This is a genomic window from Pseudenhygromyxa sp. WMMC2535 (assembly GCF_011083025.2).
In genome coordinates this window covers 370,701-391,968 of the sequence record NZ_JABJWV010000001.1, presented here as the reverse complement: position 1 = coordinate 391,968, position 21,268 = coordinate 370,701, and the positions used below count along the sequence as shown (strand labels likewise).

The 21,268-nt window shown below is 69.4% G+C and carries 18 protein-coding genes; 9 read left to right on the top strand and 9 right to left on the bottom strand.

What is annotated here, in order from left to right:
- Positions 1–26: 26 nt before the first annotated feature.
- Together G6O69_RS01495 and G6O69_RS01490 are read right to left on the bottom strand one after the other, a co-directional pair.
- A complete protein-coding gene (locus G6O69_RS01495; RefSeq protein WP_172301739.1) occupies positions 27–827 on the bottom strand; it encodes a creatininase family protein in 801 nt (266 codons plus the stop codon).
- Positions 824–2,470 (bottom strand): benzoate-CoA ligase family protein, encoded by a 1,647-nt coding sequence (locus G6O69_RS01490; RefSeq protein ID WP_172301738.1) that lies wholly within the window; start codon positions 2,468–2,470, stop codon positions 824–826. Before G6O69_RS01490 ends, G6O69_RS01495 begins: the two co-directional genes overlap by 4 nt.
- A gap of 24 nt (positions 2,471–2,494) precedes the next feature.
- On the opposite strand from G6O69_RS01490, the gene G6O69_RS01485 reads away from it, so the two are divergent.
- Complete coding sequence (locus tag G6O69_RS01485; RefSeq protein WP_172301737.1) at positions 2,495–2,992, top strand: hypothetical protein; 498 nt, start codon at positions 2,495–2,497, stop codon at positions 2,990–2,992.
- A gap of 64 nt (positions 2,993–3,056) precedes the next feature.
- On the opposite strand, the gene G6O69_RS01480 is transcribed toward G6O69_RS01485, so the two are convergent.
- A complete protein-coding gene (locus G6O69_RS01480; RefSeq protein WP_172301736.1) occupies positions 3,057–4,070 on the bottom strand; it encodes a hypothetical protein in 1,014 nt (337 codons plus the stop codon).
- Positions 4,071–4,457: 387 nt separating this feature from the next.
- Positions 4,458–5,243, bottom strand: a complete 786-nt coding sequence (locus G6O69_RS01475) for an OmpA family protein (RefSeq protein ID WP_172301735.1) — start codon at positions 5,241–5,243, stop codon at positions 4,458–4,460.
- A 186-nt stretch (positions 5,244–5,429) separates the two neighbouring features.
- On the opposite strand from G6O69_RS01475, the gene G6O69_RS01470 reads away from it, so the two are divergent.
- From G6O69_RS01470 to lolA, 3 genes are all read left to right on the top strand, one after another.
- Positions 5,430–8,285 (top strand): DNA translocase FtsK 4TM domain-containing protein, encoded by a 2,856-nt coding sequence (locus G6O69_RS01470; protein WP_172301734.1) that lies wholly within the window; start codon positions 5,430–5,432, stop codon positions 8,283–8,285.
- 79 nt (positions 8,286–8,364) lie between these two features.
- Complete coding sequence (locus G6O69_RS01465; protein ID WP_172301733.1) at positions 8,365–9,399, top strand: hypothetical protein; 1,035 nt, start codon at positions 8,365–8,367, stop codon at positions 9,397–9,399.
- Between the two features lie 234 nt (positions 9,400–9,633).
- Complete coding sequence (gene lolA / locus G6O69_RS01460; protein ID WP_172301732.1) at positions 9,634–10,386, top strand: outer membrane lipoprotein chaperone LolA; 753 nt, start codon at positions 9,634–9,636, stop codon at positions 10,384–10,386.
- A gap of 162 nt (positions 10,387–10,548) precedes the next feature.
- Here lolA and G6O69_RS01455 read toward each other — a convergent pair whose 3' ends face one another.
- Positions 10,549–11,076 (bottom strand): 2OG-Fe(II) oxygenase, encoded by a 528-nt coding sequence (locus tag G6O69_RS01455; protein WP_172301731.1) that lies wholly within the window; start codon positions 11,074–11,076, stop codon positions 10,549–10,551.
- A gap of 166 nt (positions 11,077–11,242) precedes the next feature.
- Positions 11,243–12,406 (bottom strand): serine hydrolase, encoded by a 1,164-nt coding sequence (locus tag G6O69_RS01450; protein ID WP_172301730.1) that lies wholly within the window; start codon positions 12,404–12,406, stop codon positions 11,243–11,245.
- A 237-nt stretch (positions 12,407–12,643) separates the two neighbouring features.
- Here G6O69_RS01450 and G6O69_RS01445 point away from each other — a divergent pair, with 237 nt between their 5' ends.
- Positions 12,644–12,784: a hypothetical protein gene (locus tag G6O69_RS01445; protein ID WP_172301729.1), complete on the top strand. Its 141-nt coding sequence runs from the start codon at positions 12,644–12,646 to the stop codon at positions 12,782–12,784.
- A 148-nt stretch (positions 12,785–12,932) separates the two neighbouring features.
- Here the strand turns inward: G6O69_RS01445 and G6O69_RS01440 are convergent, their stop codons facing one another.
- Entirely contained in the window at positions 12,933–13,250 is a 318-nt protein-coding gene (locus tag G6O69_RS01440; RefSeq protein WP_176396559.1) for a hypothetical protein, read from the bottom strand.
- 274 nt (positions 13,251–13,524) lie between these two features.
- Between G6O69_RS01440 and G6O69_RS01435 the strand changes: the two genes are divergently transcribed.
- The 3 genes from G6O69_RS01435 (at position 13,525) to G6O69_RS01425 (ending at position 17,183) form a co-directional block, all read left to right on the top strand.
- On the top strand, positions 13,525–14,859 hold the full coding sequence (locus G6O69_RS01435) for a parallel beta-helix domain-containing protein (protein WP_172301728.1): 1,335 nt from the start codon (positions 13,525–13,527) through the stop codon (positions 14,857–14,859).
- A gap of 7 nt (positions 14,860–14,866) precedes the next feature.
- Positions 14,867–16,144, top strand: a complete 1,278-nt coding sequence (locus G6O69_RS01430) for a hypothetical protein (RefSeq protein ID WP_172301727.1) — start codon at positions 14,867–14,869, stop codon at positions 16,142–16,144.
- Between the two features lie 145 nt (positions 16,145–16,289).
- Positions 16,290–17,183, top strand: a complete 894-nt coding sequence (locus tag G6O69_RS01425) for a universal stress protein (RefSeq protein ID WP_172301726.1) — start codon at positions 16,290–16,292, stop codon at positions 17,181–17,183.
- 115 nt (positions 17,184–17,298) lie between these two features.
- Here the strand turns inward: G6O69_RS01425 and G6O69_RS01420 are convergent, their stop codons facing one another.
- Positions 17,299–17,742, bottom strand: coding sequence for a CBS domain-containing protein (locus tag G6O69_RS01420; RefSeq protein ID WP_172301725.1), 444 nt, complete (start codon positions 17,740–17,742; stop codon positions 17,299–17,301).
- A 75-nt stretch (positions 17,743–17,817) separates the two neighbouring features.
- A complete protein-coding gene (locus G6O69_RS01415; protein ID WP_172301724.1) occupies positions 17,818–19,107 on the bottom strand; it encodes a hypothetical protein in 1,290 nt (429 codons plus the stop codon).
- A gap of 204 nt (positions 19,108–19,311) precedes the next feature.
- Between G6O69_RS01415 and G6O69_RS01410 the strand changes: the two genes are divergently transcribed.
- Positions 19,312–21,261, top strand: a complete 1,950-nt coding sequence (locus G6O69_RS01410; RefSeq protein ID WP_172301723.1) for a phospholipid carrier-dependent glycosyltransferase — start codon at positions 19,312–19,314, stop codon at positions 21,259–21,261.
- Positions 21,262–21,268: the final 7 nt, after the last annotated feature.

Sequence of the window (21,268 nt, the reverse complement as noted above, 5' to 3'; positions counted from 1 at the left end):
GTCAGGAATTCGTCGAGCATGTGGGCCTACTTCGGCCGTGGTTCGCCGCGAGCGAAGGCCTCGTCGACGGCGTCGGCGACCATGGCCGCGAGCGCGTCATAGCTGCGCTCGCCCTCCTCGGCGCTGGCCTGGGCAGGGGTCCCGCAGTAGGCCTGGTCCAGCCCGCAGTCCAGGAAGCTCTGCGCCCCCCTGGCGATGTGCTCGTGCAGGGGGACGTGGTGCTCGGGCAGGCCGCGGGCGATGTCCTGGCGGACCAGGCCGGGGTCGACGGCGAGCACCAGCGAGGTCTCGTACTGCCCGGCGTGGCACGAGCCGCTTTGGAACTCTTCGCTGAGTCGAGCGGCGTTGCGCCGCCGGGTCTTGTCGGGGAAGAGCAGGCGGCCGGGGGCGCCGGACTCGGCGTGCTCGCGGATCACCGCGCGCAAGCTCGCGATGTTGTCGGGCTCGAGGTGGGCGTTGACGAGGACGAGCGCGTCGACGCCCATCACGCCGAGGCGCCGGGCGAGGCTCAGCAGCGTGGCCCGGGCGGCGTCCTTGCTCACGCCCGCGGACCCGGCGAAGTCGGCCGCCCAGTCGGTCACGGCGTAGTGCAGCGCCGGCATGCGCAGGGCCTCGTAGCCGCGGGCGGCGAGCTGCTCGGCGGCGCGCCGGGCCATCTCCTCGCTGATGATCGAGTCCGTGGCCAGGGGCAGGTGCGGGCCGTGGGCCTCGGTGCTGCCCGTGGCCAGCAAGGCCACGACCGGGCGCGCGCGCGGCTGGGGCTCGGCGAGCAGGGCCTCGACCTCGGGGTAGGTCATGCGCGCGAGCTCGTGGACGCCAGCGCTCACGCCTGGGCCTCCGAGTGCATGGCGTTGGCGCGCTCGCGCAGGGCGGCGCGGCGGATCTTGCCGGTGGTCGTGCGCGGGAGGTCGTCGACGAACTCGAGCTTGCGCGGGGCCTTGAAGGCGGCGAGGGCCGTGCGGCAGTGGGCGATGATCGCCTCGGCCAGGGCCGCGTCCGCGCCGGCCCGGGCCTCGTCGTGGAGCTCGACGAAGGCCATGGTCTTCTCGAGGCCGTCGGCGTCGCGGTAGCCCACGACCCCGGCCTCGCGCACGGCCGAGTGGCCGATCAGGGCGTTCTCGACCTCGGCCGGGGACACGTAGACCCCCGAGCACTTGAGCATGTCGTCGCCGCGGCCGCAGTACCAAAAGTAGCCGTCGGCATCGACCATGAACTTGTCGCCGCCGACGACGGCGTCGCCGTGGAAGGTCTCGCGGCTCTTGTCGCGCATTCGCCAGTAGCAAAGCCCCGCCGAGGGCCCGCGGATCACCAAGGTGCCGATCTGACCGGGCTCGTCGATGCGCGCGCCCGCGTCGTCGCGCAGCTCGTACTCGTAGCCGTCGACGATCCGCCCGAGGCTGCCCTCCTTGACGTCGCCGGGGCGGTTGGTGACGTAGACGTGGAACATCTCGGCCGAACCGATGCCGTCGTAGATCTCGGCGCCAAAGCGGTCGCGCCAGCTGCGGTAGACCCGGGCGGGCAGGGCCTCGCCGGCGGAGATCAGCGCGCGCAGGGCCGAGAGGTCGTGGCCGTCGGCGGCGCCCTCGGTCTCGGCGGCGGCGACCATCTTGGCGATGGTCGTGGGCACGGTGACGAATTGCGTGGCCCGGTGGCGGGCGAGCAGCTCGAAGTACTCGGCCGGCTTGACCCGGTGGGGGAGCATCACGCAGCTGCCCCCGACGCTGAGCGGGAAGAGCATGTTGCTGGCCAGGGCGTAGCCAAAGAAGAGCTTGGGCGCCGACAAGGTCCGGTCGCCGCGGCCGATCTTCAAGGTCCGCTGGGCGTAGGCGATGGTGTTCCACACGAAGTCGTGGTGCATGTGGACCACGCACTTGGGCTTGCCGGTGGATCCGCTCGAGCTCAGCCAGGTCGCAAAGTCGTCGCGGTAGGTGGGCTCGGTCTCGGCTTGCTCGGGGAGCGCGGCGCAGGCCCGGGCGAAGTCCACGGTGCCCGCGGGCGCCGGGGCGCCGCTGCGATCGTGGACGATGTAGTGCTTGGTGTGGCGGCCCTCGCTGCGCCGGGCCTCGTCGACGGCCGGCCAGATCGTCGCGTCGACGATCACCGCCTTGGGCCGGGCGTACTCGAGGTAGTAGGCGAAGTCGGCGGCCTTGAGCCAGGTGTTGGCGGGCACGGCCACGCAGCCGGCGCGGAGGATGCCGAAGTAGGCGGCGACCCACGCGGGCGTGTCGGGCATCAAGATCAGCACGCGGTCCTCGATGCCCAGGCCGAGCTCGCGCAGCAAGTTGGCGACCTGGCAGCTGCGCGCGACGAGCTGGGCGTAGCTCAACTCTCGCGCAGGGTCCTCGCCTAGGTTGGGGTCGCCGGGGTAGATCAGGGCGGTCGCGTCGCCCAGGCCTTCGTCGAGGCGCGCGTCGAGGAACCACTGCGCCATGTTGAGGCGATCAGGGATGGTGATCTCGGGCTGCGACATGGCGCGAGTGTACACTGGCGAGCGATGAGCGAGGCCTGCTACCCCGCGCTGCGCTTCGACCTCGACCGCGACTGCTTCGTGCTCTGGCTGCGCTGGGTGGCCATGGAGGACCCGCCCTCGCCCACGGATCCGCCGGATCAGGGCATACGCGTCGAGCTTCAGCTCAACCGCAACCCCGTGCTCGGGCCGACGATCCTCTATCGCCGCGACCTCGATGCGCCGGTGTACCTGCGCGCCAACGCGGCGCGCACTCGCGAGATCCTGCGCGCCGCCGCGGCCAAGGCAGCCGCCCTCGACATCCAGGTGATCATCCACGGCTCCGTGGCCAACGCCCCCTACGCGGCGCTCTATCAGCTGCGTGACTACGCGGGCGAGGCCATCGACACGGCGCCGGTCCGCGCGACGCCGCTGCTCCAGGTCCAGCCCTCGGTGCCGGGCGAGCGCTGGCACGTGGCCGGCCAGGCCAACTTGCGCGTGCAGCTCGAGCTCGCCGGCGAGCGCACGCACCTGCGGGTGCTGTGAAACCAAAACGAGCGGCGCCGAGGTGGCGCCGCTCTTTTTGTGTGGAGCTGCTGGGGGTGGCAGCTCAGGGCAGCGAGACGGCCATCTCGATCAGCCAGCGCGCGGCCTCGACGGACTGGTCGAAGCTCGTGTACTCGGGCCCCTCGCCCTGCCACTGCCCGGTCTCGGACTGGGTGTCGACCAGGTGCTTGGCGATCTTCAGGGCGCCCTGGCCAAAGCGCGGCTCGCCGTCGGCCCAGGCGAGCAGGCCCAGACCCCAGCCGACCTTGTGCGCCGAGTGATCGCTGAAGATCGACTCGTGGCACCCGAGGGCGAAGTCGGCGTAGCTCTCGGCCGTGTCGAGGTTGGCCGCGGCCATGTGCACGGCGGTGGCGGTGGCCCGGGTCAGCTGGACCAAGAAGGCGATCGGGTAGCCGACGAAGAACCACGCCTGGTGCGGCTGGCTGCGCTCGATCACGTGGAGCGCGGCCTGGTCCTCGGGGAAGTCGGTGATCAGATCCCCGTGGTCGTCCATGCGCAGGTAGAGGCGCTCGTCGGCGGCCGGCTGGCGCTCCCAGAAGGTGCGCAGGCACTGGCCAGCGGACAGCGCCAGGGGCAGCTCGCCGCAGTAGAGCGCCGTCAGCCCGAGGTGCGCCGTGGTCAGCAGCTCGATCACGTCGCTGCCGTCGCCGCGCGCCGGGCCGGCCATGCAAAAGCCACCCTCGCGCGGGTGAGCGAAGCGCCGCAGGTGCGCCCAGGCTGGACGCGCGATGTCGAAGCGACCCATGCGTTGGGCGGCGATCGCCAGCCAGCCGTCGATGTAGCCGGCGTACTGCGGGAGCACCGTGTCCTTGGTCTGGTGGCCGTCCTCGCCGCGGAAGCTGCCGTCGCGCTGCTGGTAGGCCTGGGCGACGTAGTCGATCAGCCGGTCTGCGGCGCGGGCGTGGCCGGCTAGCGAGAGCAGCGAAGGGGCTTTGTAGTAGTAGGCCAGGTCCTGGCGCTCGGGTCCGAAAGATCCATCTTCTCGCTGCTCTCGGAGCAGCCAGTCGACGGTGCGGCCGGCGGCCGCGATCAGGGCTTCGATCTCTGCACTCGCCATCGCGGGGAGCACATCATCACCCGAACGCCTTTACTTGTCTCGTTGGCGGCGAAATCCGTCGGCGCGTGCGCGACGTGCCAGCCCCAAATTAGCCTGCGCAGGTGTCGAGCGTCGGCGCTTCAGGTCGCCTGGCTAGCCGCTCGTGGGGGCTTTGGCGACGCATGGGCCGAGCGCGAGGTTGGTGGCGCGCGGGCCGAGGCCTGGTGACGTTGGCGTGAAGCTCCGGGCCGAGACGGGCCAGGGCGGGGTGCGCAGCTGACGTGCTCGCCCGCCTACGCGCACGAGCGTATCGAGGCACCCCAAAAAAAGAGAGAGCCGGCGCATGGGCCGGCTCTCCGCTTGGTGCGCGAGATGCTCGCGCGCTGGATCCGTACTCGCTGGGGCAGCTCAGCCTTCGCTGAGCATGTCCTGGAGGTTCTGGGGGATCGTGGGCATCAAGACGATCTCGATGCGGCGGTTTTGCGCCCGGCCCTCGGGGGTCGAGTTGTCGGCCACGGGGTCGTGCTCGGCGTAGCCGGCCGCGCCGATGCGCTCGGCGGGCATGCCGTCGCCGATCAGGAAGTTGACGACCTCGACGGCGCGGGCGGTGCTCAGCTCCCAGTTGCTGCTGAACTTCGCGGTCTTGATCGGCACGTTGTCGGTGTGGCCAGCCACGACCCAGTCGCGGTTGACGTCGCGCAGGGGGGCGACCAGCTGGGTGAGGGCCTCCTCGCCCTCCTTCTTGAGGGAGGCGCGGCCGGAGTCGAAGAGGATGCCCTCGTCGAGCTTCACGACAAGACGGCCCTCGCGGAAGCCGACCTTGATGGTCCCTGCGTCGACCATTTTCTTGAGGCTGGCGAAGAGGTCGCGGTAGACCTTGAGCTCGGCTTCGCGCTTGGCCTTCTCCTTGCGCAGCTCCTCGAGTTCGGCGGTGAGCAGGCCAGCGTTCTGGGCGAGCGTGTTGATCTGCTCGTTGAGCTGGGCGACCTCGGCCTCGAGCTCGGCGATCCGCTCTTGCAGGGTCTGGTTTTCCGAGCGCAGCTCGGCGTTGGACTGCTTCTCCGCGTCGAGCTCCTTCTTGGTCTTGGTGAGCTCGGCTTGAGACGCGGCGAGGGCAGCCTCGAGTTCATCGATTTTTTTGCAGCCTCCAGTGAGGAGGGCGACAAACGGGAGCAAGATGGCGACGCGTCGCATGGTGCGGGGGACACTACCCCCCTTCGCCGCGAACCGCGACCTCCGAGGCCCAGCGCGCTCCGCGGCTGGGGCAAAGTGAGAGAAGTCGCTAACGAGGTCATGGCGAAGAGCAAGCGCAGCAGGAAACCCGAGCCCGCCGAACCGCCCCGCGGGGGCATTCCACGCGGGTGGGGGGAATTTTTGGGTGTGGCCCTCCTGGCCATCGGGGCGCTGATGTTCGGCGGCCTGTTCTCGTACCAGTTCGGCGACGGCAACCTCATGGGGCCCGTGGGCCGTTTGGTGGCCGCGGCCCTCTATGCCGGTTTTGGTATGGCCGCATACCTGATCGTCCTCGGGGTCCTGGGCATCGGCATCAAGGCCCTGCTCGGCCGCCGCATGGAGCTCAATTTGGGCGAGGGCGTGGGCTTCTCGTCGGCGACCCTGGCTGGCTGCGTGCTGCTCCACGTGATGTTCCCGACCTACCGGGTCCACGGCTACACGGCCGGCGGGCTCTCGGGCGAGCTGCTCGGCGAGGTCAGCATCGGGCTGTTCGAACTCGCGGGCACCTACCTGATCACGATCACGGTGATGACCCTGGGCTTGATCGCCTCGACGCCGCTGAGCTTCGAGCACCTGCTGCGTGGCGCCCGGACCATCGGCCGTGGTGGCTACGCCGTGGCGCGCTACCTCTACTCGGGCGTGGTCGGGATCGTCCAGGCTCAGCGCGAGTACGCCGAGCAGACCTGGACCGAGGCGGACGAGGGCGAGGTCGACTCGGCCCTCGACGACGAGGACGAGGAGGCCTGGGAGGCCCTCGAGGCCGAGGCGGAGGCCGCCGAGCTCGAGGCCGAAGAGGCGGCCGAGGCGGAAGAGGAGGCCCCCGAGGTCGAGGCCGTCGCGAGCAAGAAGAAGAGCCGGCGCAAGGGCGCGAAGGCGACCGCGTCCAAGGGCAAGCGCGCGCGCAAGAACACCAAGCGCGCGAACGAGCGCAAGGCTTCGGCGGCCGTCGAAGAGGGCGCGCTCGAGCTCGAGGAGGAAGAGGAGGAAGAGGAGAGCGAGGCCGAGCTCGAGGAAGACGCGGAGGTCGAGGGGGAGGGCGACGAGGACGAGGAGTACGAGTACGAGTACGTGTACGAGTACGAAGACGAGGGCGAGGAAGAAGCAGGCGAGGAAGAGGAAGAAGCGGCCGAGGAAGAGGAGGCCGAGGAGGACCGCCCCGAGATCTGCGTGAGCGAGGAGCCCGATCTCGACGTCGCCGGCCCCAGCCCCGAGACCGAGGAGGGCGGCGAAGACGAGAGCGGTGAGGGCGAGGGCGAGGAGGCCGGCGAGGGCGACGACGCCAAGGGCGGCAAGGCCCGCAAGAAGGCCCCGCTGACCCCGGCCGAGATCGCCGCGCGGGCCCGGGCCAAGCGCGCCGAGGCGGCCGCGGCGACGGCCGCGACGGCCCCCGCCGCCGTCAAGCGCGAGGGCGCGCAGCCGGTCTCCTACATCAACGGCTCCTACGAGCTCCCGCCCCTGCACCTGTTCGCCGCCGTCGAGAAGGCCAAGGCCAAGATCGACAAGGACTTCATCTACGAGCAGGCCGAGCGCATCGTCGAGGCCTTCGCCCACTTCAAGATCCGCGGCAAGGTCACCAAGATCCACCCCGGCCCGGTGATCACCCGCTACGAGTTCAAGCCCGAGGCGGGGGTCAAGGTCTCGCGCATCCAAAACCTCGAGAACGACCTGGCCATGGCCCTCGAGGCGATCCGGATCCGCATCCTCGCGCCGATCCCCGGCAAGTCCACCGTCGGCCTCGAGGTCCCCAACAAGGAGCGCGAGACGGTCTACGTCCAGGAGAACCTCGCCGACGCCGGCTACCACGACGCGGGCCACCGCCTGCCCCTGGTGCTCGGCAAGGACATCGTGGGCAAGTCCGTGTCCATCGACCTCGGCAAGGCCCCGCACCTGCTCGTCGCCGGCGCGACGGGCTCGGGCAAGTCCGTGGGCGTCAACGCGATGCTCTGCTCGCTGCTCTACTCGTGCACCCCCGAGGAGCTGCGGCTGATCCTCATCGACCCCAAGATGCTGGAGTTCAGCATCTACCGCGACATCCCCCACCTGCTGCTCCCGGTGATCACCGACGCCGAGAAGGCCAACTTGGCCCTGCGCTGGGCGGTCAACGAGATGGAGCGGCGCTACGCCCTGCTGTCCGAGGCCAAGGTCCGCGACATCAAGGGCTACAACAAGAAGGTCCCCCAGCTCCAGGCCGAGTGGGACGCCGAGAGCAAGGCGCTCGAGGCCGAGGCCGCGGCGCTCTCGGCCGAGGCCGTCGCCGACGGCGAAGACAGCGTCAACGGAGCGATGCTCTCGGGCGTGCAGTTCGACGCCCAGGGCAACGCGGTGGCGATCACCGGCGGCGTCGAGCTGCCGGCGCGGCCCGAGTCGATGCCCTATATCGTGACCGTGATCGACGAGTTCGCCGACCTGATGATGGTTGCGAGCAAGGAGGTCGAGGCCAACGTCGCCCGGCTCGCGGCCAAGGCCCGCGCCGCCGGCATCCACCTGATCCTCGCGACCCAGCGCCCCTCGGTCGACGTGATCACCGGCACGATCAAGAACAACTTCCCCTCGCGGATCGCCTTCCAGGTCACCTCCGACGTCGACTCGCGCACGATCCTCGACCAAAAGGGCGCCAAGCAGCTGCTCGGCATGGGCGACATGCTCTACATGGATCGCGGCAAGGAGCCGCGCCGCGTCCACGGCTGCTTCGTGTCCGAGGCCGAGATCGAGAAGGTCGTCGAGTTCGTGCGCAAGCAGGCCAAGCCGGCCTACAACATGGAGATCACCAAGGCCGAGGCCAGCGAGAGCGAGGGCGAGGACGAGCGCCCCGAAGATCCGCTCTACGACAAGGCCGTGCAGGTCGTCGCCGACGCCCAGAAGGTCTCGACCTCCATGCTCCAGCGCCGGCTCAACGTCGGCTACAACCGGGCGGCGAAGATCGTCGAGCGGATGGAGGAAGAGGGCGTGATCGGGCCGGCCAACGGCAGCAAGCCGCGCGAAGTCTACGTCGCGGCGGCCTGAGCTGGCGGTATGGGGGAGGGGAGGATGCCCTCGTGCGGGAAGGCCGCATTCCCGCGGGGGAGCGGTTAGGATGGTGGCCATGGAGGCTCAGGATCCTCTCGCCGAGATCGCGGCCGAGCTCGAGGCGACGCCGGTGCAGGCCATCGAGCTGCGCCGCTTCCGACGGACCACCAAGGGGCTGGGGGAGCGGGCCGCGGTCTGGCTCGCCGACGAGCTGCTCGGGGGCGAGGACGTGGGCGACAGCGGCGAGGGGGACGACCCGCCGGGCATGGAGCTCAGCGCGCTGATCGGGGCTGAGCGCAGGCGGCTCAGAGAATTTCATCCGCTGGTCCCCGAGCAGATGTGGGCGGCGCAGGCCAGCGTGATGCGCGTGGCCCAGCGCCGCGGCGTGGCCTTGAGCGTCCGCGCGGACGCCCTGCTGGGCGTGGCCGGCGAGGAGATCGAGCGCTACCTGCCGGTCGCGGATCGCATGCGCCGGGCGCTCTCGGCCAGCGAGCAGGCCGACCATCAAGACAGCCGCGCCATCCTCGAGGCCGCCGGCTGGCGCTTCGACGCCGACGGTCGCGGCTGCTCCCTCGCCATACGCAAGCGCCCGCGGCCCTTGCTCGCCCTGCTCTTGGCCGCGCTCTTGGCCATCTGGGTGATCGCCATGCCCTTTTTGCTGCTCGCGCTGCTCTTTCGCGCGGGCCGGGCGTTCATCGTCGGCGTGCTCCAGTCGGTGTGGGCGATGGCTACCAAAGCGCGGACCTGGGAGGGCAGCTTGCGCCTCGACTCGGAGCTGCTGCACCTGCGTGAGACGCAGGCCGGCGAGTCCGAGGAGCAGCGCGTGCGCCTCGACGAGATCTTCGCCCTCGGTCTGAGTCGCTCGGGCTGGTCGGCGCCCGGAGCTGCCCACGGCGTGCGCCTGTGGACGGCCCGCGGCTGCCTCGACTTTGGTCCGCCGCGGGCGGACAACGACAAGGAGCGCGCGTCTGGTCCGGCCTCGCAGGCGGCGATCGTCGCTCTCGAGGCGTGGTTGTGGGCGCGCCTCGCAGAGGCTTGGATGGCGCGCGCGGCCGCGGGGACATCGACATCATCGACATCATCGACGTCGGCGAGACGCGAGAACGCGTGACCGAACTCTCGGAAAGCCGTTTCCTGCGCAGCGGCGGGAGGGGGTCGATCCCCCTGATCCACGCAGGGGATTTTTTCCTCTCACGGCGCGTTGCTTGGGTCCTGCGCCCCAACGCGCCGCCATCGCATACCCGTCACATCCCCTGTTAACATGGCCTTCACGGGTTTTCGACAATAAGCTCCAGACCCGGGCCGTCTCAGACCCGCGGGCGGCGCCCCGCGCCAGGAGAGCGAGATGAACGCCACCATCGCCTTTTTTCTGTCCCTGACCCTCCTCGGCCCCGGCTTCGGCGGCTTCGTGCCCGACGCCGTCGGCGAGCTGCTCCGCGCGCAAGAGCCGGCCAGCACCAAAAAGAAGCCCGAGAAGGCCACCGCCCCCGCGTGGCGCCCCGACAGCCCCTCCGAGGTGCTCGTGCTCGTCCAGGCCTACTACGACGGCGCGGGCGACCTCGAGGCCAAGTTCAAGCAGACCTACTGGAACCCGACCTACGCCGAGGCCAAGAAGACCGCCGGCAAGCTCCAGCTCAAGAAGCCCGGCAAGATGGTCTGGAACTACGCCGACGAGCAAGAGGCCGACTACTACGCCAACGGCAAGACCTTGTGGATGGTCGAGCACGACACCCGCCAGGTGATCAAGACCAAGGTCGACGAGAACGCCGAGATCAACGCCGCGCTCAAGTTCTTGTTCGGCGGGCAGAAGCTGCTCGAGGAGTTCAAGGTCCGCTACGCCAAGGGCGACCGCGTCGAGCGCTACGGCGACGCCGACCACTACGTCCTCGAGCTCAAGCCCAAGAAGTCCAACAAGCACTACAAGGGCCTGGTGCTCGCCGTGCACGCGACCACCGGTCGGGTCGATAGCTTCGTGGTCTACAACACCGACGGCTCGTCGAACTACTTCGAGCTGCGCAACATCAAGACCAACGTCGGCCTCAAAGACGGGCTCTTCGAATTCAAGCTGCCCTCGGGCTACGTCGAAAACGAGGAGTGAGATCGAGCGCGAGCCCGGCTCGCTGTCATCATCCGGCCCAGGTTTGCCTGCGATCGACACGCAGACGACCTGGGCCGCTCGCAATTTTGCGCTCGCGTTTTTCGCGCGAGCGCGTGGCGAGAGTGCGCTTTGTCGCGGAGCGAGCGGCTCGCACGCGCGCGATCACAGATAGGGCCGCCACGTTGGTGCGTAGAAGACTGCCCCACTGAGGATGAAGCGCTCACCCGCTTCGACCAGCGCGTCGGCGTGGGCGTGCTCGTGAAAGTAGAGCACGGCGCGGCCTTGGCGGGGCGCGACGCGGGTGCCGTCGGGGAAGATGAGGTCGCCACCGCGCAGCCCCGACTCGCTGCCGTTGAGAAAGACGAGCAGGCTCAGGCGGCTGCGCAGCTCCTCTTGCTCGCGCGCGGGGTCGGTGTGGGGGAGGCTCGCTTCGCCGCTACGCATGCGATGGAGCTGCATTTGCGGCTTGATCCCGGCGAGGGACGCCCCGTCGAGGAACTCGGGCAGCTCGTCGGCGAGGCGATAAAACAGACGCAGCGCGAGGACGGGCGCGTCGATGGTGGTTCGGTGATCGTCCGCTCGAGCGCTCTCGAGGAGGGAGCGACATGCGCAGGGATCGAGGATGTTCTCGACGACGGAGATTGCGCTCGGAGATTCGCTCGGGCCGCAAACCGTTGTTTGGGCGAACATGCCAAACCACAAAGCATTCTTCGTACCAAAATTGGCCTTGCTCCAAGCTGATGAAAAAACTGCGCTATGTCGCGTGGCATGGTGTGGCAGTCACGCCGCGAGCCCAGCTCGCTGGGCTCGCGGGTGACTCCTATCTGGGCTCGGTGCCGATGCGCATTGCTGCTCGCTAGATCTTGGCGGCCTCGAAGGCGGTCATCAGCGTCTCGACGTCCTGCGCGCCGACGGGGTCGGGATCGGTGCTGAAGGCGGAGACGGGATCGGGCACCTCGAACAGCCTGACGACGACGTAGTCCTCCTCGGGGTCGACATAGACCAGCTGGCCGAAGGCGCCGATGGCCATGAAGGCCTCCTCCGTCGACGCGGGGATCAGCTGGCCGTCATACTCGATGCGGCCAGGGAAGGACGGCTCGACGACGTGGCCGTCGCGGTTGAGCCACCACATGTAGCCGTAGGCGTCGTTGAGCGCCGTCGAGGGCTGCGTCGCCTCTTGGAGCCACCACGGCGGGACGACCCATTGTCCGTCCCAATAGCCGTGGCGCAGGGCGAGGTAGCCCAGGCGCGCGAGGTCGTCGCAGGATGCCGAGACGCCTTGATAAGTCATGGGGTTGCCGGATCCGTCATGGCCCAGGCTCATCGTCGCGCCGATCGGCTCGAAGAGGTTTTCCTGGGCGTAGCTGTCCAGGTCCTGACCGACCGCCGTGCTGAGCACCTCCTGGAGGGTCTGGATCGCCGAGTTGTTGTACTCCCACATCGTTCCAGCGGCGTACTGCTGGGACAGGCCGACACCATAAGCCGTCTTGTCCGTCGCCACGTCGAGGTCATTGTAGTCGCTCTGGAAGCTCCAAAACCTACCAGAGTCATTCGAGATCAGGTTCTGAATGGTCACGCCTTCGCTGGCCGTCCCGACCCAGGTGCTGATGCTGTCCGAGGCGGGGTCGTCGATCGAGAGGAGGCCCTGGTGCTCGGCGATGCCGACCAGGATGCTGGTGATCGATTTGGTCACGGAGAAGATGTTGCTCAGGTCGGTATGGCGGTCAAAGCCGTCCCAGTACCACTCTCCGACGAGAACGCCGTCATGGATGACCATCAGACAAGAGCTGTCGAGCTCCCCCGCGACCTCCGCAAAGGCCTCGAGCTCGACGGAGGAGAGCCCGTGGTCTTCGGGCTCACCCTCCTCCCACTCGGGGTCGGGATACTCGACCGACGACAGGGAGACGAAGCCGTCGAGTCCGGTGCCACCCAGCGTGAGATCGATGCCCAGGCTGTTCCAAAAACAGCCTGTTGTAAATACGAGCGGGATAACTGTGATGAATATAGAACGGGTGACCATGGATTCATCGTACACGCATCTGAACGCGTTTCAATGTTCATGTTCGCCCCACTTTCAAATCCGTTGTGCCAAAAATTGTCATCGACTTGAAGTGAGTGCTTTGTTTCGATCGCTGAGGACAACACTGCACTGAGAGAAAACAGTCACGTTGGAACAGGGCTCGCGAAGGGGGAGAAAGATCGCGTAAAAGGCGCCGTTTTCGTGTTTTGTGGTCCTGGTGGCGTCTTGGTGGCGAAAATGAGCGAGCCCGCCGTGGCAGAGGGCGCGGCTCATCTCCAAGCATTTGTGGTGGCAGGTATGAGCGAGTGCGCACAAATGAAGGCGTTGGAATTGTTTTTGTTGTGTATCGATCTGGAGAAGGTCGGCTGGCCGGTATGAATAGATGCCTGAGAGATCTCCCCTGAGTGCAATCAGGAAGGGTTACTGTCGATCGATGTCAGTATGGGTGTATTGATTCGAATCGGATCAGTATGGGGAGTGCCGCCACGTCGGCACGTAGAAAATTGCCCCACTGAAGACGACGCGCTCATCCCTCGATGGAGCGTCTGCGTGGCCAGCTGGCCTCGCAGTGGGGCATGCGATGGCGCTGCAGTTGTGGTTCGAAGCTGAGAGCGTGGCGTCGCCGATGCGCTCGGACGGGGCCTCGGTGGTGGCGCCGAGGCAGCGCGAGCTCGGGTGCGTCGATGGCGGGCTCATGGTCGTCTGCGGTCTGGGCGAACTCGAGGTGCGCGCAGCGAGTCGAGTCTTCGCGGACAGTGTCGAGGACGCGGACCTTGCTGGGCGGCTCGCCGAGGCCGCATTCGGTCGTTTGGAAGGCCACGCAAAAATACGAAGCATGCTTCATACCAAGTCTTGGCTAGCTGCTAAGATCATGAAAATACACGGCTATATGAGAGGGCGAAAAAGGGCACGAGGTCGCAGGTGGGATAGCTTCGCTGCCTGGCGAGCCCTCTCGCCACGGGCCCTTGGATCAGGGGCTCGAGATGCACGGGTGCGCTCGTACGTTCACGGTGGAGTCGTCGACGTATTGGTCGTCCGGTCATGTATCCTCGCGCGACACCATGACTCGAGATCGTTTCCATTCGTTGATTTGTACAGTCCTCTTGAGCTTCCCTTTCATGCTCTCCACGGCGGCTTGTTCCGACGATGGTGGTGGCGACGATGAAGAAGGTGAGGGTGAAGGGGATAGCAGCGGGAGCGATGCGACGGATACGGGCGAGGGGACGGACACCGCCGGGGACACGGACACCAGCGAGGAGACGGATACGGAGGAGAGCGGCGGCGAGATGCCGGCGCACTGCGAGGGCGCGGCGGCCTGGGCCGAGCCGAGCCCCGAGGGCAACAACTTCGCCGTCGTCCAGGGCCTGTTCTCCGAGGCCAGCGAGGGCGACGTCGTCTGCCTGGCCGCCGGGGACTACAGCGGGATCACCGACGAGGTCATCGTCTCGGTCGATAACCTGACGATCCGCGGCGCCGGCGAGGACGCGACCGTGCTCGACTTCGCCGAGCAGACCGACGGCGGCAACGGCATCAAGGTCGTCGCCGACGGGGTCACCTTCGAGGACCTCCAGGTCAAGAACACCCCGGGCGACGGCATCCGCGGCGACCAGGTCGACGACATCACCTTCTTGCGGGTCAAGGTGCTGTGGGAGTCCGAGGACCTGACCGCGCACGGCGCCTATGGCCTCTACCCCGTGGGCTGCAACAACGTGGCGATCATCGAGTCCACGGTGATCGGCTCGCGCGACGCCGGCCACTACGTCGGGCAGTCGAACAACGTCGTGGTCCGCGACAGCTTCGCCTATCAAAACGTCGCCGGCGTCGAGATCGAAAATTGCTACGACGCCTGGGTGTTCGGCAACGAGGCCTACGACAACACCGCGGGGCTGCTGGTCTTCGATCTCCCCGGCCTCGAGCAGGGCGACGGCGCGCGCACGCGATTTTACGAAAACAACGTTCACGACAATAATATCGAGAACTTTGCGATTGGCGGGACGGTCTCCAAGGTCCCCGGCGGGAGCGGGGCCGTGGTGCTCGCGGCCAACGACATCGAATTCGATCACAACGAATTCGTCAACCACAAGACCACCGGGGTGTTGGTCATCCACTACGCCGAGCTGCTCTTTGGCACCGTCGAGGACCCGGACTTCGACGTGTGGAACCGCGGGATCTACATCCACGACAACGCGTTCACCAACACCGGCTACGACCCCGACGCCTTCATCGCCAGCTTCCTCGACGGCAACGACGGGCCCGAGTTCCTGTGGGACGGGGCGCGGGCGGAGTGCGCCGACGAGTACGCGGCGGGCGAGGAGATCTGCGCCCAGAACAACACCGCCGACGACGAGTTCGGCATGGTCAACATCGACCTTTGCGGGAGCTTTGGCGGCGTGAACACGGATCTGTCCGCGGTCGACTGCGAAGGCCTGACGCTGCCGGATTGGCCGGGCTGAGGCCGACATGCGCGTAGACCAAGACTTCATGATCAGGGCGCGCGGGCTCGGCTCGCGCCTCGGCCTGGGCGTGTTCATGGTGCTGGCCGGGGGCCTTTCGGCGGCGTGCGCCGACCCCAGCGGGGCGGACGAAGACGAGGCCGGGAGCGAGATCGGGAGTGAGATCGGGGAGGATGGCTCGGAGACGGACGCGGGCGCCGAGGGCGAGACCGAGACGGGCACGGACACCGGCGAGCCCTTGCCCTGGCCCAGCGTCGACCTCGACGCGCTGCCCTACGAGCAGCTGTCCGAGTACGGCTTCTTCGTGGGCGAGACCCTGCGCGAGCTCGAGCCGGCCGCGGGGGTCTTCCCCTACACCGTGGTCTCGCCGCTCTTCTCCGACTTCGCCGGCAAGGCGCGCTTTCTCCACCTGCCCGAGGGCGCCGCCCTGCACGTCGACTGGGAGGCGGCCTCGCCGGGTCCCGGGGGCGAGGGCGAGCTGTGGGAGTGGCCCGAGGGCTCGGTGGTGATCAAGAACTTCTACTTCGACCTCGATCGCAGCGATCCGGGCAAGGACGAGAACGCCCGGCTGATCGAGACCCGGCTGCTGGTGCGCTTCCCCGAGGGCTGGGAGGTCTACACCTACGTCTGGGACGAGGGCGAGAGCGACGCTGTGCTGACCAAGTACGGCCAGCTGATCGAGGTCGCGTTCACCGACACCGAGGGCGTGGCGGCGACGCAGGAGTACAAGGTCCCGAGCCTCGAGCAGTGCGGCAGCTGCCACGCCCGCGACAACGAGCTCTACACCCTCGGCCCGGTCAGCCCGCAGATGAACTACCTCGTCGAGCGCGACGGCGAGATGGTCAACCAGATGCAGTGGCTCGCGGACCAGGGCCTGTTCGACGAGGCCCTGCCGGCGCTCGACGACTATCCGACCATGGTCGACCCCCTCGGCGAGAGCGGGACGCTGGACGAGCGCGCGCGCTCCTATCTCCACGCCAACTGCTCGCACTGCCACCGCCAGGACGGAGGCGCGGGGATCAGCGGCCTGCGCTACCCCTACTGGGAGAGCGCGTCGGTCCACCTGGGCATCTGCAAGCCGCCAGCGGCCGCGGGCGCGGCCTCGGGCGGTCGCCCCTACGACATCGTGCCCGGGGATCCAGACCAGAGCATCGTCGTCTATCGCATGGAGTCTCTCGACCCGATGGTCAAGATGCCCGAGCTGCCCTCGCGGGTGCTCAACCCCGACGGGATCGCGCTGATCAGCGAGTGGATCACGGCCATGGATCCCGCCGGCTGCGACTGAGCCGGGCTCCTGGCGGCGCGCTCGAGGGCCGCGAGCGGACGCCAGAGCCGCTCGCTCGTGTCTGCTCGTCCGGTCTGCTCGCCCAGGAGGCCGCGGTGTTTGCGGCCCCCTGGACGAAGGCAGCCATTGCCCCCATGCTCCCCCCATGTCAGGGACCGAAGTGCGCGCGAACAAGTGGGGCGTCGGCGTCGAGCTGGCCGAGGATCACCTGGGCCCGATCCGCTTCTTGGCGGCGATCAGCGGCCGCGAAGATGATCTCAGGCTGGGGCTGCACGTCCTCCCCGACCAGCAGATGCTCCACCCTCTCGTGAACCCCGAGGACGCCAAGGCGATCCGCAAGAAGGTCGAGAAGAACGTCGCCGAGACCCTGGCCCGCGGCGGGCTCGAGGGCGCGCAGACGCGGGTCGAGCTGATCGAGGACGACGAGATCGAGCGCGGCCTGTGCGAGGGCGGCGAGCGCCTCGGCCTCGACGCGCTAGTCATCGGACGTCGGGCCCGGCGCGACGAGGATCCGATCGTGCGCCTGGGCGAGGTCGCTCGCCGGGTGCTGCGCCGCCTGCCGGCGCCCGTGGTCGTGGTCCCCCCGGACTTCGGCAGCCCCGGCGACGCCGGCCTGGGCAAGGGGCCGATCCTCCTGGCCACGGACCTCAGCGAGCACTGCGACGCCGCAGCCAGCTTCGCGGCCGACCTCGCCGCCCGCCTCGAGCGCCCGCTGATCCTCGCCCACGGCACGCAGGCCTTCCACTGGGGCGTGTCCTATATCCCCGCCGAGGCCATGGCCCGGCTCCAGGATCAGGCGCGCTCTGGCGCCGACCAGAAGCTGGTGAGCTGGGCCAAGGGGCGTGGCCTCGAGGGGGCCAAGCACGAGGTGTTCATGGGCGACCCCGTCAAGCACCTGCTGCGCATCGCCGACAGCGAGGACGCGGCGGTGCTCGTCACGGGCTCGCGCAAGCTCGGCGCGGTCGAGCGGCTGTTCCTGGCCAGCGTGAGCAGCGAGCTCGCGGCCGCGGCCAGCTGCCCGGTCGCCGTCGTCGGCTGATCGTCACAGCGACTCGCTCGATTCTCGACGCTCATCGCGGACTCTCGCGATGGGCGTCTTTGCATTCATGTCTACGCGTAGTGGCGCGCAGTGGCGTGGGCCGAGGCCGGCCCGCTCAGCGCTTGAACACGGCCTGGAGCAGCGCCTGCTTGGTGATCATGCCGAGCACGCGCCCGCCCTCGACCACCGGCAAGATGGTGATGTGCTCCTCGACCATCTTGGTGGCGATCTCGTCGGAGCTGGTCTCGGGCCCGACGGTGATCGGGTCTCCGCTCATCAGCGCGCGGACCTTGGTGCCGGCGATCTTGTCGAGCTCGCTGCGCAGGCGATCCGGGGGCTCGAGGGGGATCGTGAAGTCCATGATGCTCAGGAACGAGGGCAGGTGGACCTTCTTCTCCTGGAAGACCAGGTCCATGGTGGTGACCACGCCGATCAGCTTGCCGTTCTCGACCACGCAGGCGCCGTCGCTGCCCTCGCGCAGGAGCAGCTCGGCCAGCTCGCGGACGGAGCGATCGGGGACCACGATCAGGGCCTCGACCATGAACTCTCGTGCTTGCACGGCGAGAGCATGCCCGAGGCGCGGCGCGGAGGAAAGCGCGGGCAGGGGAGCGCGGGCGCGTGCGTGAGAGATGCCTCAGCGCGGGCGTCGTCCGCGGGGCACGAAGGCGTCGCCGTCGCCCGCGGCGTCGAGGGGATCGCAGTCCTGGCACGGCTGGATCCGAGTCGCGGGTCGCAGCGGGCCGTACTCGACGGGCGCCAGGGGCAGGCGCAGGCCGGCCTCGCGCCAGCGCCCCGCGACCCGGGCGCGCAGGCGCAGGTCGACCTCGGCGTCGTCGAAGAGCAGGCGCGCGAAGCCGAGGTGCTCGCTCTCGATCTCGGGCAGCAGCGCGTCGCCGCGGCTGGTGATCGGCACGTGGGCGGACCCGCCGGCGGCGCCCGAGACGACCTGAAAGATCGGCGCGTCGGGGAAGCGGCGATCGCTGCGGACGATCGCCGGGCCGAGGTCCTCGCTGAGCTGCAAGCTGCGCTCGAGCCCGCCGACGACGCCCACGAACACGCCGGCGAGCAGGGCCTCGCGCAGGGGGGCGGGCAGGTAGGGGAAGCCAGTCCGCTGGAGGCGGCCGCCGTAGCCGTGGACGCCGGCCGAGTCCACGGGGATCGCCAGGGCGAGCAGGCGCGGGGGCGGGCGCGGGTCGTGGTCGAGGGCCGCGAGCAGGCCGCGTAGCTGACCTCGCAAGCGCGCGTCCGCGGCGTCGTCGTCGAGGCTGGGGTCGTGCCAGGTGCTGGCGTCGACGACCATGATCTCGAGGCGGTCGCCGGGCGCGGAGGGCTGGGCCTCGCAGCGGGTGTCGGCGCAGCGCGAGGCCAGCTCGGCGTGGCCCTCGGCGTCGACGCGCAGCAAGAACACCGGGCCGGGGCTCGCAAAGGGCTGGCCGGGCGCCGGCGCGTCTGTCCAGCCGCAGCGCCAGCCGTCGGGGCCGGCCACGCCCCAGGCGTCGACGCGGCCCGCGGCGGCGTGACGCTCGAGGACCTCGGCGAGCTCGCCCAGGCCGGGCTCGCGCCAGGCGGAGGCCGCCGCTTCGGGGCAGCGCGAGCGCTCCGGGCCCGCGCGGCCGAGGTCGGTGCCCAGCCACAAGATCAGGGCAGGGCCCGCGCGCCCGGGGGCGTCGGCGCGCAGGTGCTCGTCGAGGCCCGCGGCGAGCCGGCGGCTCTCTGCGCCCGGCCGCGCCTGGCCGAGGACGAGCAATTCGATGACCCCCGCGTCCCCGGCCTGCGCGTCTGTGCGGGCGGCCACGCCCGCGGGAGCGTCGGCCCACGCGCCGCCGCGGTGGCGACAGCCCGCCGCGGTGAGCAGCGCGAAGAGCCCGAGCGCGGCGAGGGCAGGGGCGCCCCCGGCTGGGGCGAGGCGTCGCGGGCCGGTCACCGCGCATACGCTAGCAGGCCGTCGCAGGGCGCGACACTCCAGCGAGCGCCGGCGGCCCGCGGCGCGCTCCTCTGGCCACGGCGGGCGCCTCTGGCCACGGCGCGCTCAGGCTGGGTTGGATTTCGGGTGGGGCGCGGCCAGAGCCCGCTGGCGCCCGCTCGCGTCGACTTTTTCGCGGCCGCTGACAGCGTGCATACTCCGGCGATGCAACCGGCCCGAGCGCGACCCGCCTGGCTGATCGCGGTGATCACCGTGGTCTTGCTGGGGGTGCTCGGGGGCCTGCGGGTGTGGGACCTCGGCCTGGATCCGCCGGAGCAGGTCGTGCCGCACTACCGCGGTCAGGCCCACTTCCGCGACGAGGCCGCCAAGGCCCACGAGGCCCGCAACCGCGCGATCTTTGGCGAGTGGCGGCTCTCGGCGCTCGACGAGTACGGCTTTTGGCGGGTGCAGAGCCCGGCGTGGGTCTACGGCGAGTGGCTGTGGTTCGAGGCCTTTGGCGTCGGGCTGATCCAGGCGCGGATGTTCGTGGTCGTCCACGGCCTCGTGGCCCTGATCTTGCTGTTTTGGCTGGCCATGGTCCGCCACGGCCTGCCGGCGGCGGTGATCAGCACCGGGCTGATGGGCCTCAACTGGGCCTACCTGATCTACTCGCGCCTGGCGCTGATGGAGGGGGCGCTGCTGTGCTGGCTGATCATCGCGACTTGTGCCCTGGCGCAGCTCGACCGCCGCCCGCACCAGGCCCTGCGCTGGATCAGCCTGGCGGTCTTCGCCATGGTCGTGGCCTGCCTGATCAAGCAGACCGGGCTGCTCTTGGTCCCGCTCTTCGCGCTGGCGCTGCCCTGGCTGGGCCTGCGCGCGGCCAGGCAGACGCGCGCCGGCGCCGTCGAGCGCCCTCGGCCGAGCTGGCGAGCGGCCACCCGCGCGCTGCTCGGGGGGCTGCGTCACCCGCCGGGCTGGGCCGCGGTGCTGGGCGTGCTCGTGCTCTTCGCCGTGCTCGCCGCGCTCTTCTTCAACCCCGAGTATCAGCAGCGCCTGGCCTTCAACGCCGAGCACTTCACCGGCGCCCAGGAAGACCAGTCGGTGATCTCGCGGGCCGCCAAGGTGCTGCTCAACGGGCTGTTCAGCAGCCGCCTGCGCCTGATGTTCCTGCTCTTCGCGCCGGTGATGCTGTGGCTCTCGGTGGTCGAGATCGTGCGCGTCGCGTGGCTGGGCTGGCGCTGGCGAAGGGCGCGGCGTCGCGGCGAGGCTGCGCCCGCGGCCGCGCCGGACCAGGACCTCGAGGCGGCCCCCCAGGTCATCGACTGGTGGATGATGGGCTGGCTGATCCTCGCGCTGCTCGCCAACTTGGCGAGCCCCCACCGGGCGATCCGCTTTCAGCTGATCTTGGTCCCGCCCGCGGCCTGGCTGGGCGGGGTCTTGCTCGCCCGGGCCTGGCTGCACCGCTGGTCGCGGCCGGGCCTCGGCCGCGTCGCCCGGGCGGGCATCGTCACGCTGCTGAGCCTGTGCGCCGCGCTGAGCCTGGCCCGCTACGCGCTGTGGCTCGGCCAGGCCGAGTACAGCGCGGCCAAGCTGGGGGATGGGCTCGAGCAGCTGATCGGCGACGGGGATCTGGACGGGGACGGCGTGGTCGATGTCGTGGTCGTCGGCGAATTCGCGGCCCAGGCCGTGTTCGACACCGGGTATCGCCACTTCTATGTCCGCCCCGGCCAGTTCAACACCAGCCCCGAGATCATCCGCGGCCTGGGCATCACCCACATGGTGTTCGAAGACGGCGACTTCGTGGGTCGCCAGCTGCAACGCAGCACGCCCGAGCTGCTCGAGGCGCGTACCTTGCTGGGGACCTTGGAATTCCGCGGGCGCCCGCTGAAGGTCTGGGCGGCGGCCACCGAGGAGGAGCGGGCGGCCCTCGAGGCCGCGCGCGAGGCCGACGCGCGCGAGCGGGCGCGCAAGCGGGAGCTCGCCAAGAGCAAGGCTGCCCGGCGCGCCAAGGTCCAGGCGGCGCGGCACAGCAAGGCGGCCAAGCGAGCCGGGCAGGGCGAGGCGGAGGCGGGCAAGCAGGGCAGCGCGGCGAGCAAGCAGGGCAGCGCGGCGAGCAAGCAGGGCAGCGCGGCGGCAGCGGGCGAGCCCGGGGGCCCCGCGGCAGACCCGAGGTGAGCCGCGC

Excerpts from the sequence above, each read along its gene's own strand:
- G6O69_RS01430 (WP_172301727.1), top strand. The coding sequence starts at position 14,867 with ATGCGCGTAGACCAAGACTTCATGATCAGGGCGCGCGGGCTCGGCTCG.
- G6O69_RS01445 (WP_172301729.1), top strand. The coding sequence starts at position 12,644 with ATGAGCGAGCCCGCCGTGGCAGAGGGCGCGGCTCATCTCCAAGCATTT.
- G6O69_RS01480 (WP_172301736.1), bottom strand. The coding sequence starts at position 4,070 with ATGGCGAGTGCAGAGATCGAAGCCCTGATCGCGGCCGCCGGCCGCACC.
- G6O69_RS01455 (WP_172301731.1), bottom strand. The coding sequence starts at position 11,076 with ATGTTCGCCCAAACAACGGTTTGCGGCCCGAGCGAATCTCCGAGCGCA.
- G6O69_RS01485 (WP_172301737.1), top strand. The coding sequence starts at position 2,495 with ATGAGCGAGGCCTGCTACCCCGCGCTGCGCTTCGACCTCGACCGCGAC.
- lolA (WP_172301732.1), top strand. The coding sequence starts at position 9,634 with ATGAACGCCACCATCGCCTTTTTTCTGTCCCTGACCCTCCTCGGCCCC.
- G6O69_RS01435 (WP_172301728.1), top strand. The coding sequence starts at position 13,525 with ATGCTCTCCACGGCGGCTTGTTCCGACGATGGTGGTGGCGACGATGAA.
- G6O69_RS01410 (WP_172301723.1), top strand. The coding sequence starts at position 19,312 with ATGCAACCGGCCCGAGCGCGACCCGCCTGGCTGATCGCGGTGATCACC.
- G6O69_RS01490 (WP_172301738.1), bottom strand. The coding sequence starts at position 2,470 with ATGTCGCAGCCCGAGATCACCATCCCTGATCGCCTCAACATGGCGCAG.
- G6O69_RS01465 (WP_172301733.1), top strand. The coding sequence starts at position 8,365 with ATGGAGGCTCAGGATCCTCTCGCCGAGATCGCGGCCGAGCTCGAGGCG.
- G6O69_RS01475 (WP_172301735.1), bottom strand. The coding sequence starts at position 5,243 with ATGCGACGCGTCGCCATCTTGCTCCCGTTTGTCGCCCTCCTCACTGGA.
- G6O69_RS01440 (WP_176396559.1), bottom strand. The coding sequence starts at position 13,250 with ATGAAGCATGCTTCGTATTTTTGCGTGGCCTTCCAAACGACCGAATGC.
- G6O69_RS01450 (WP_172301730.1), bottom strand. The coding sequence starts at position 12,406 with ATGGTCACCCGTTCTATATTCATCACAGTTATCCCGCTCGTATTTACA.
- G6O69_RS01425 (WP_172301726.1), top strand. The coding sequence starts at position 16,290 with ATGTCAGGGACCGAAGTGCGCGCGAACAAGTGGGGCGTCGGCGTCGAG.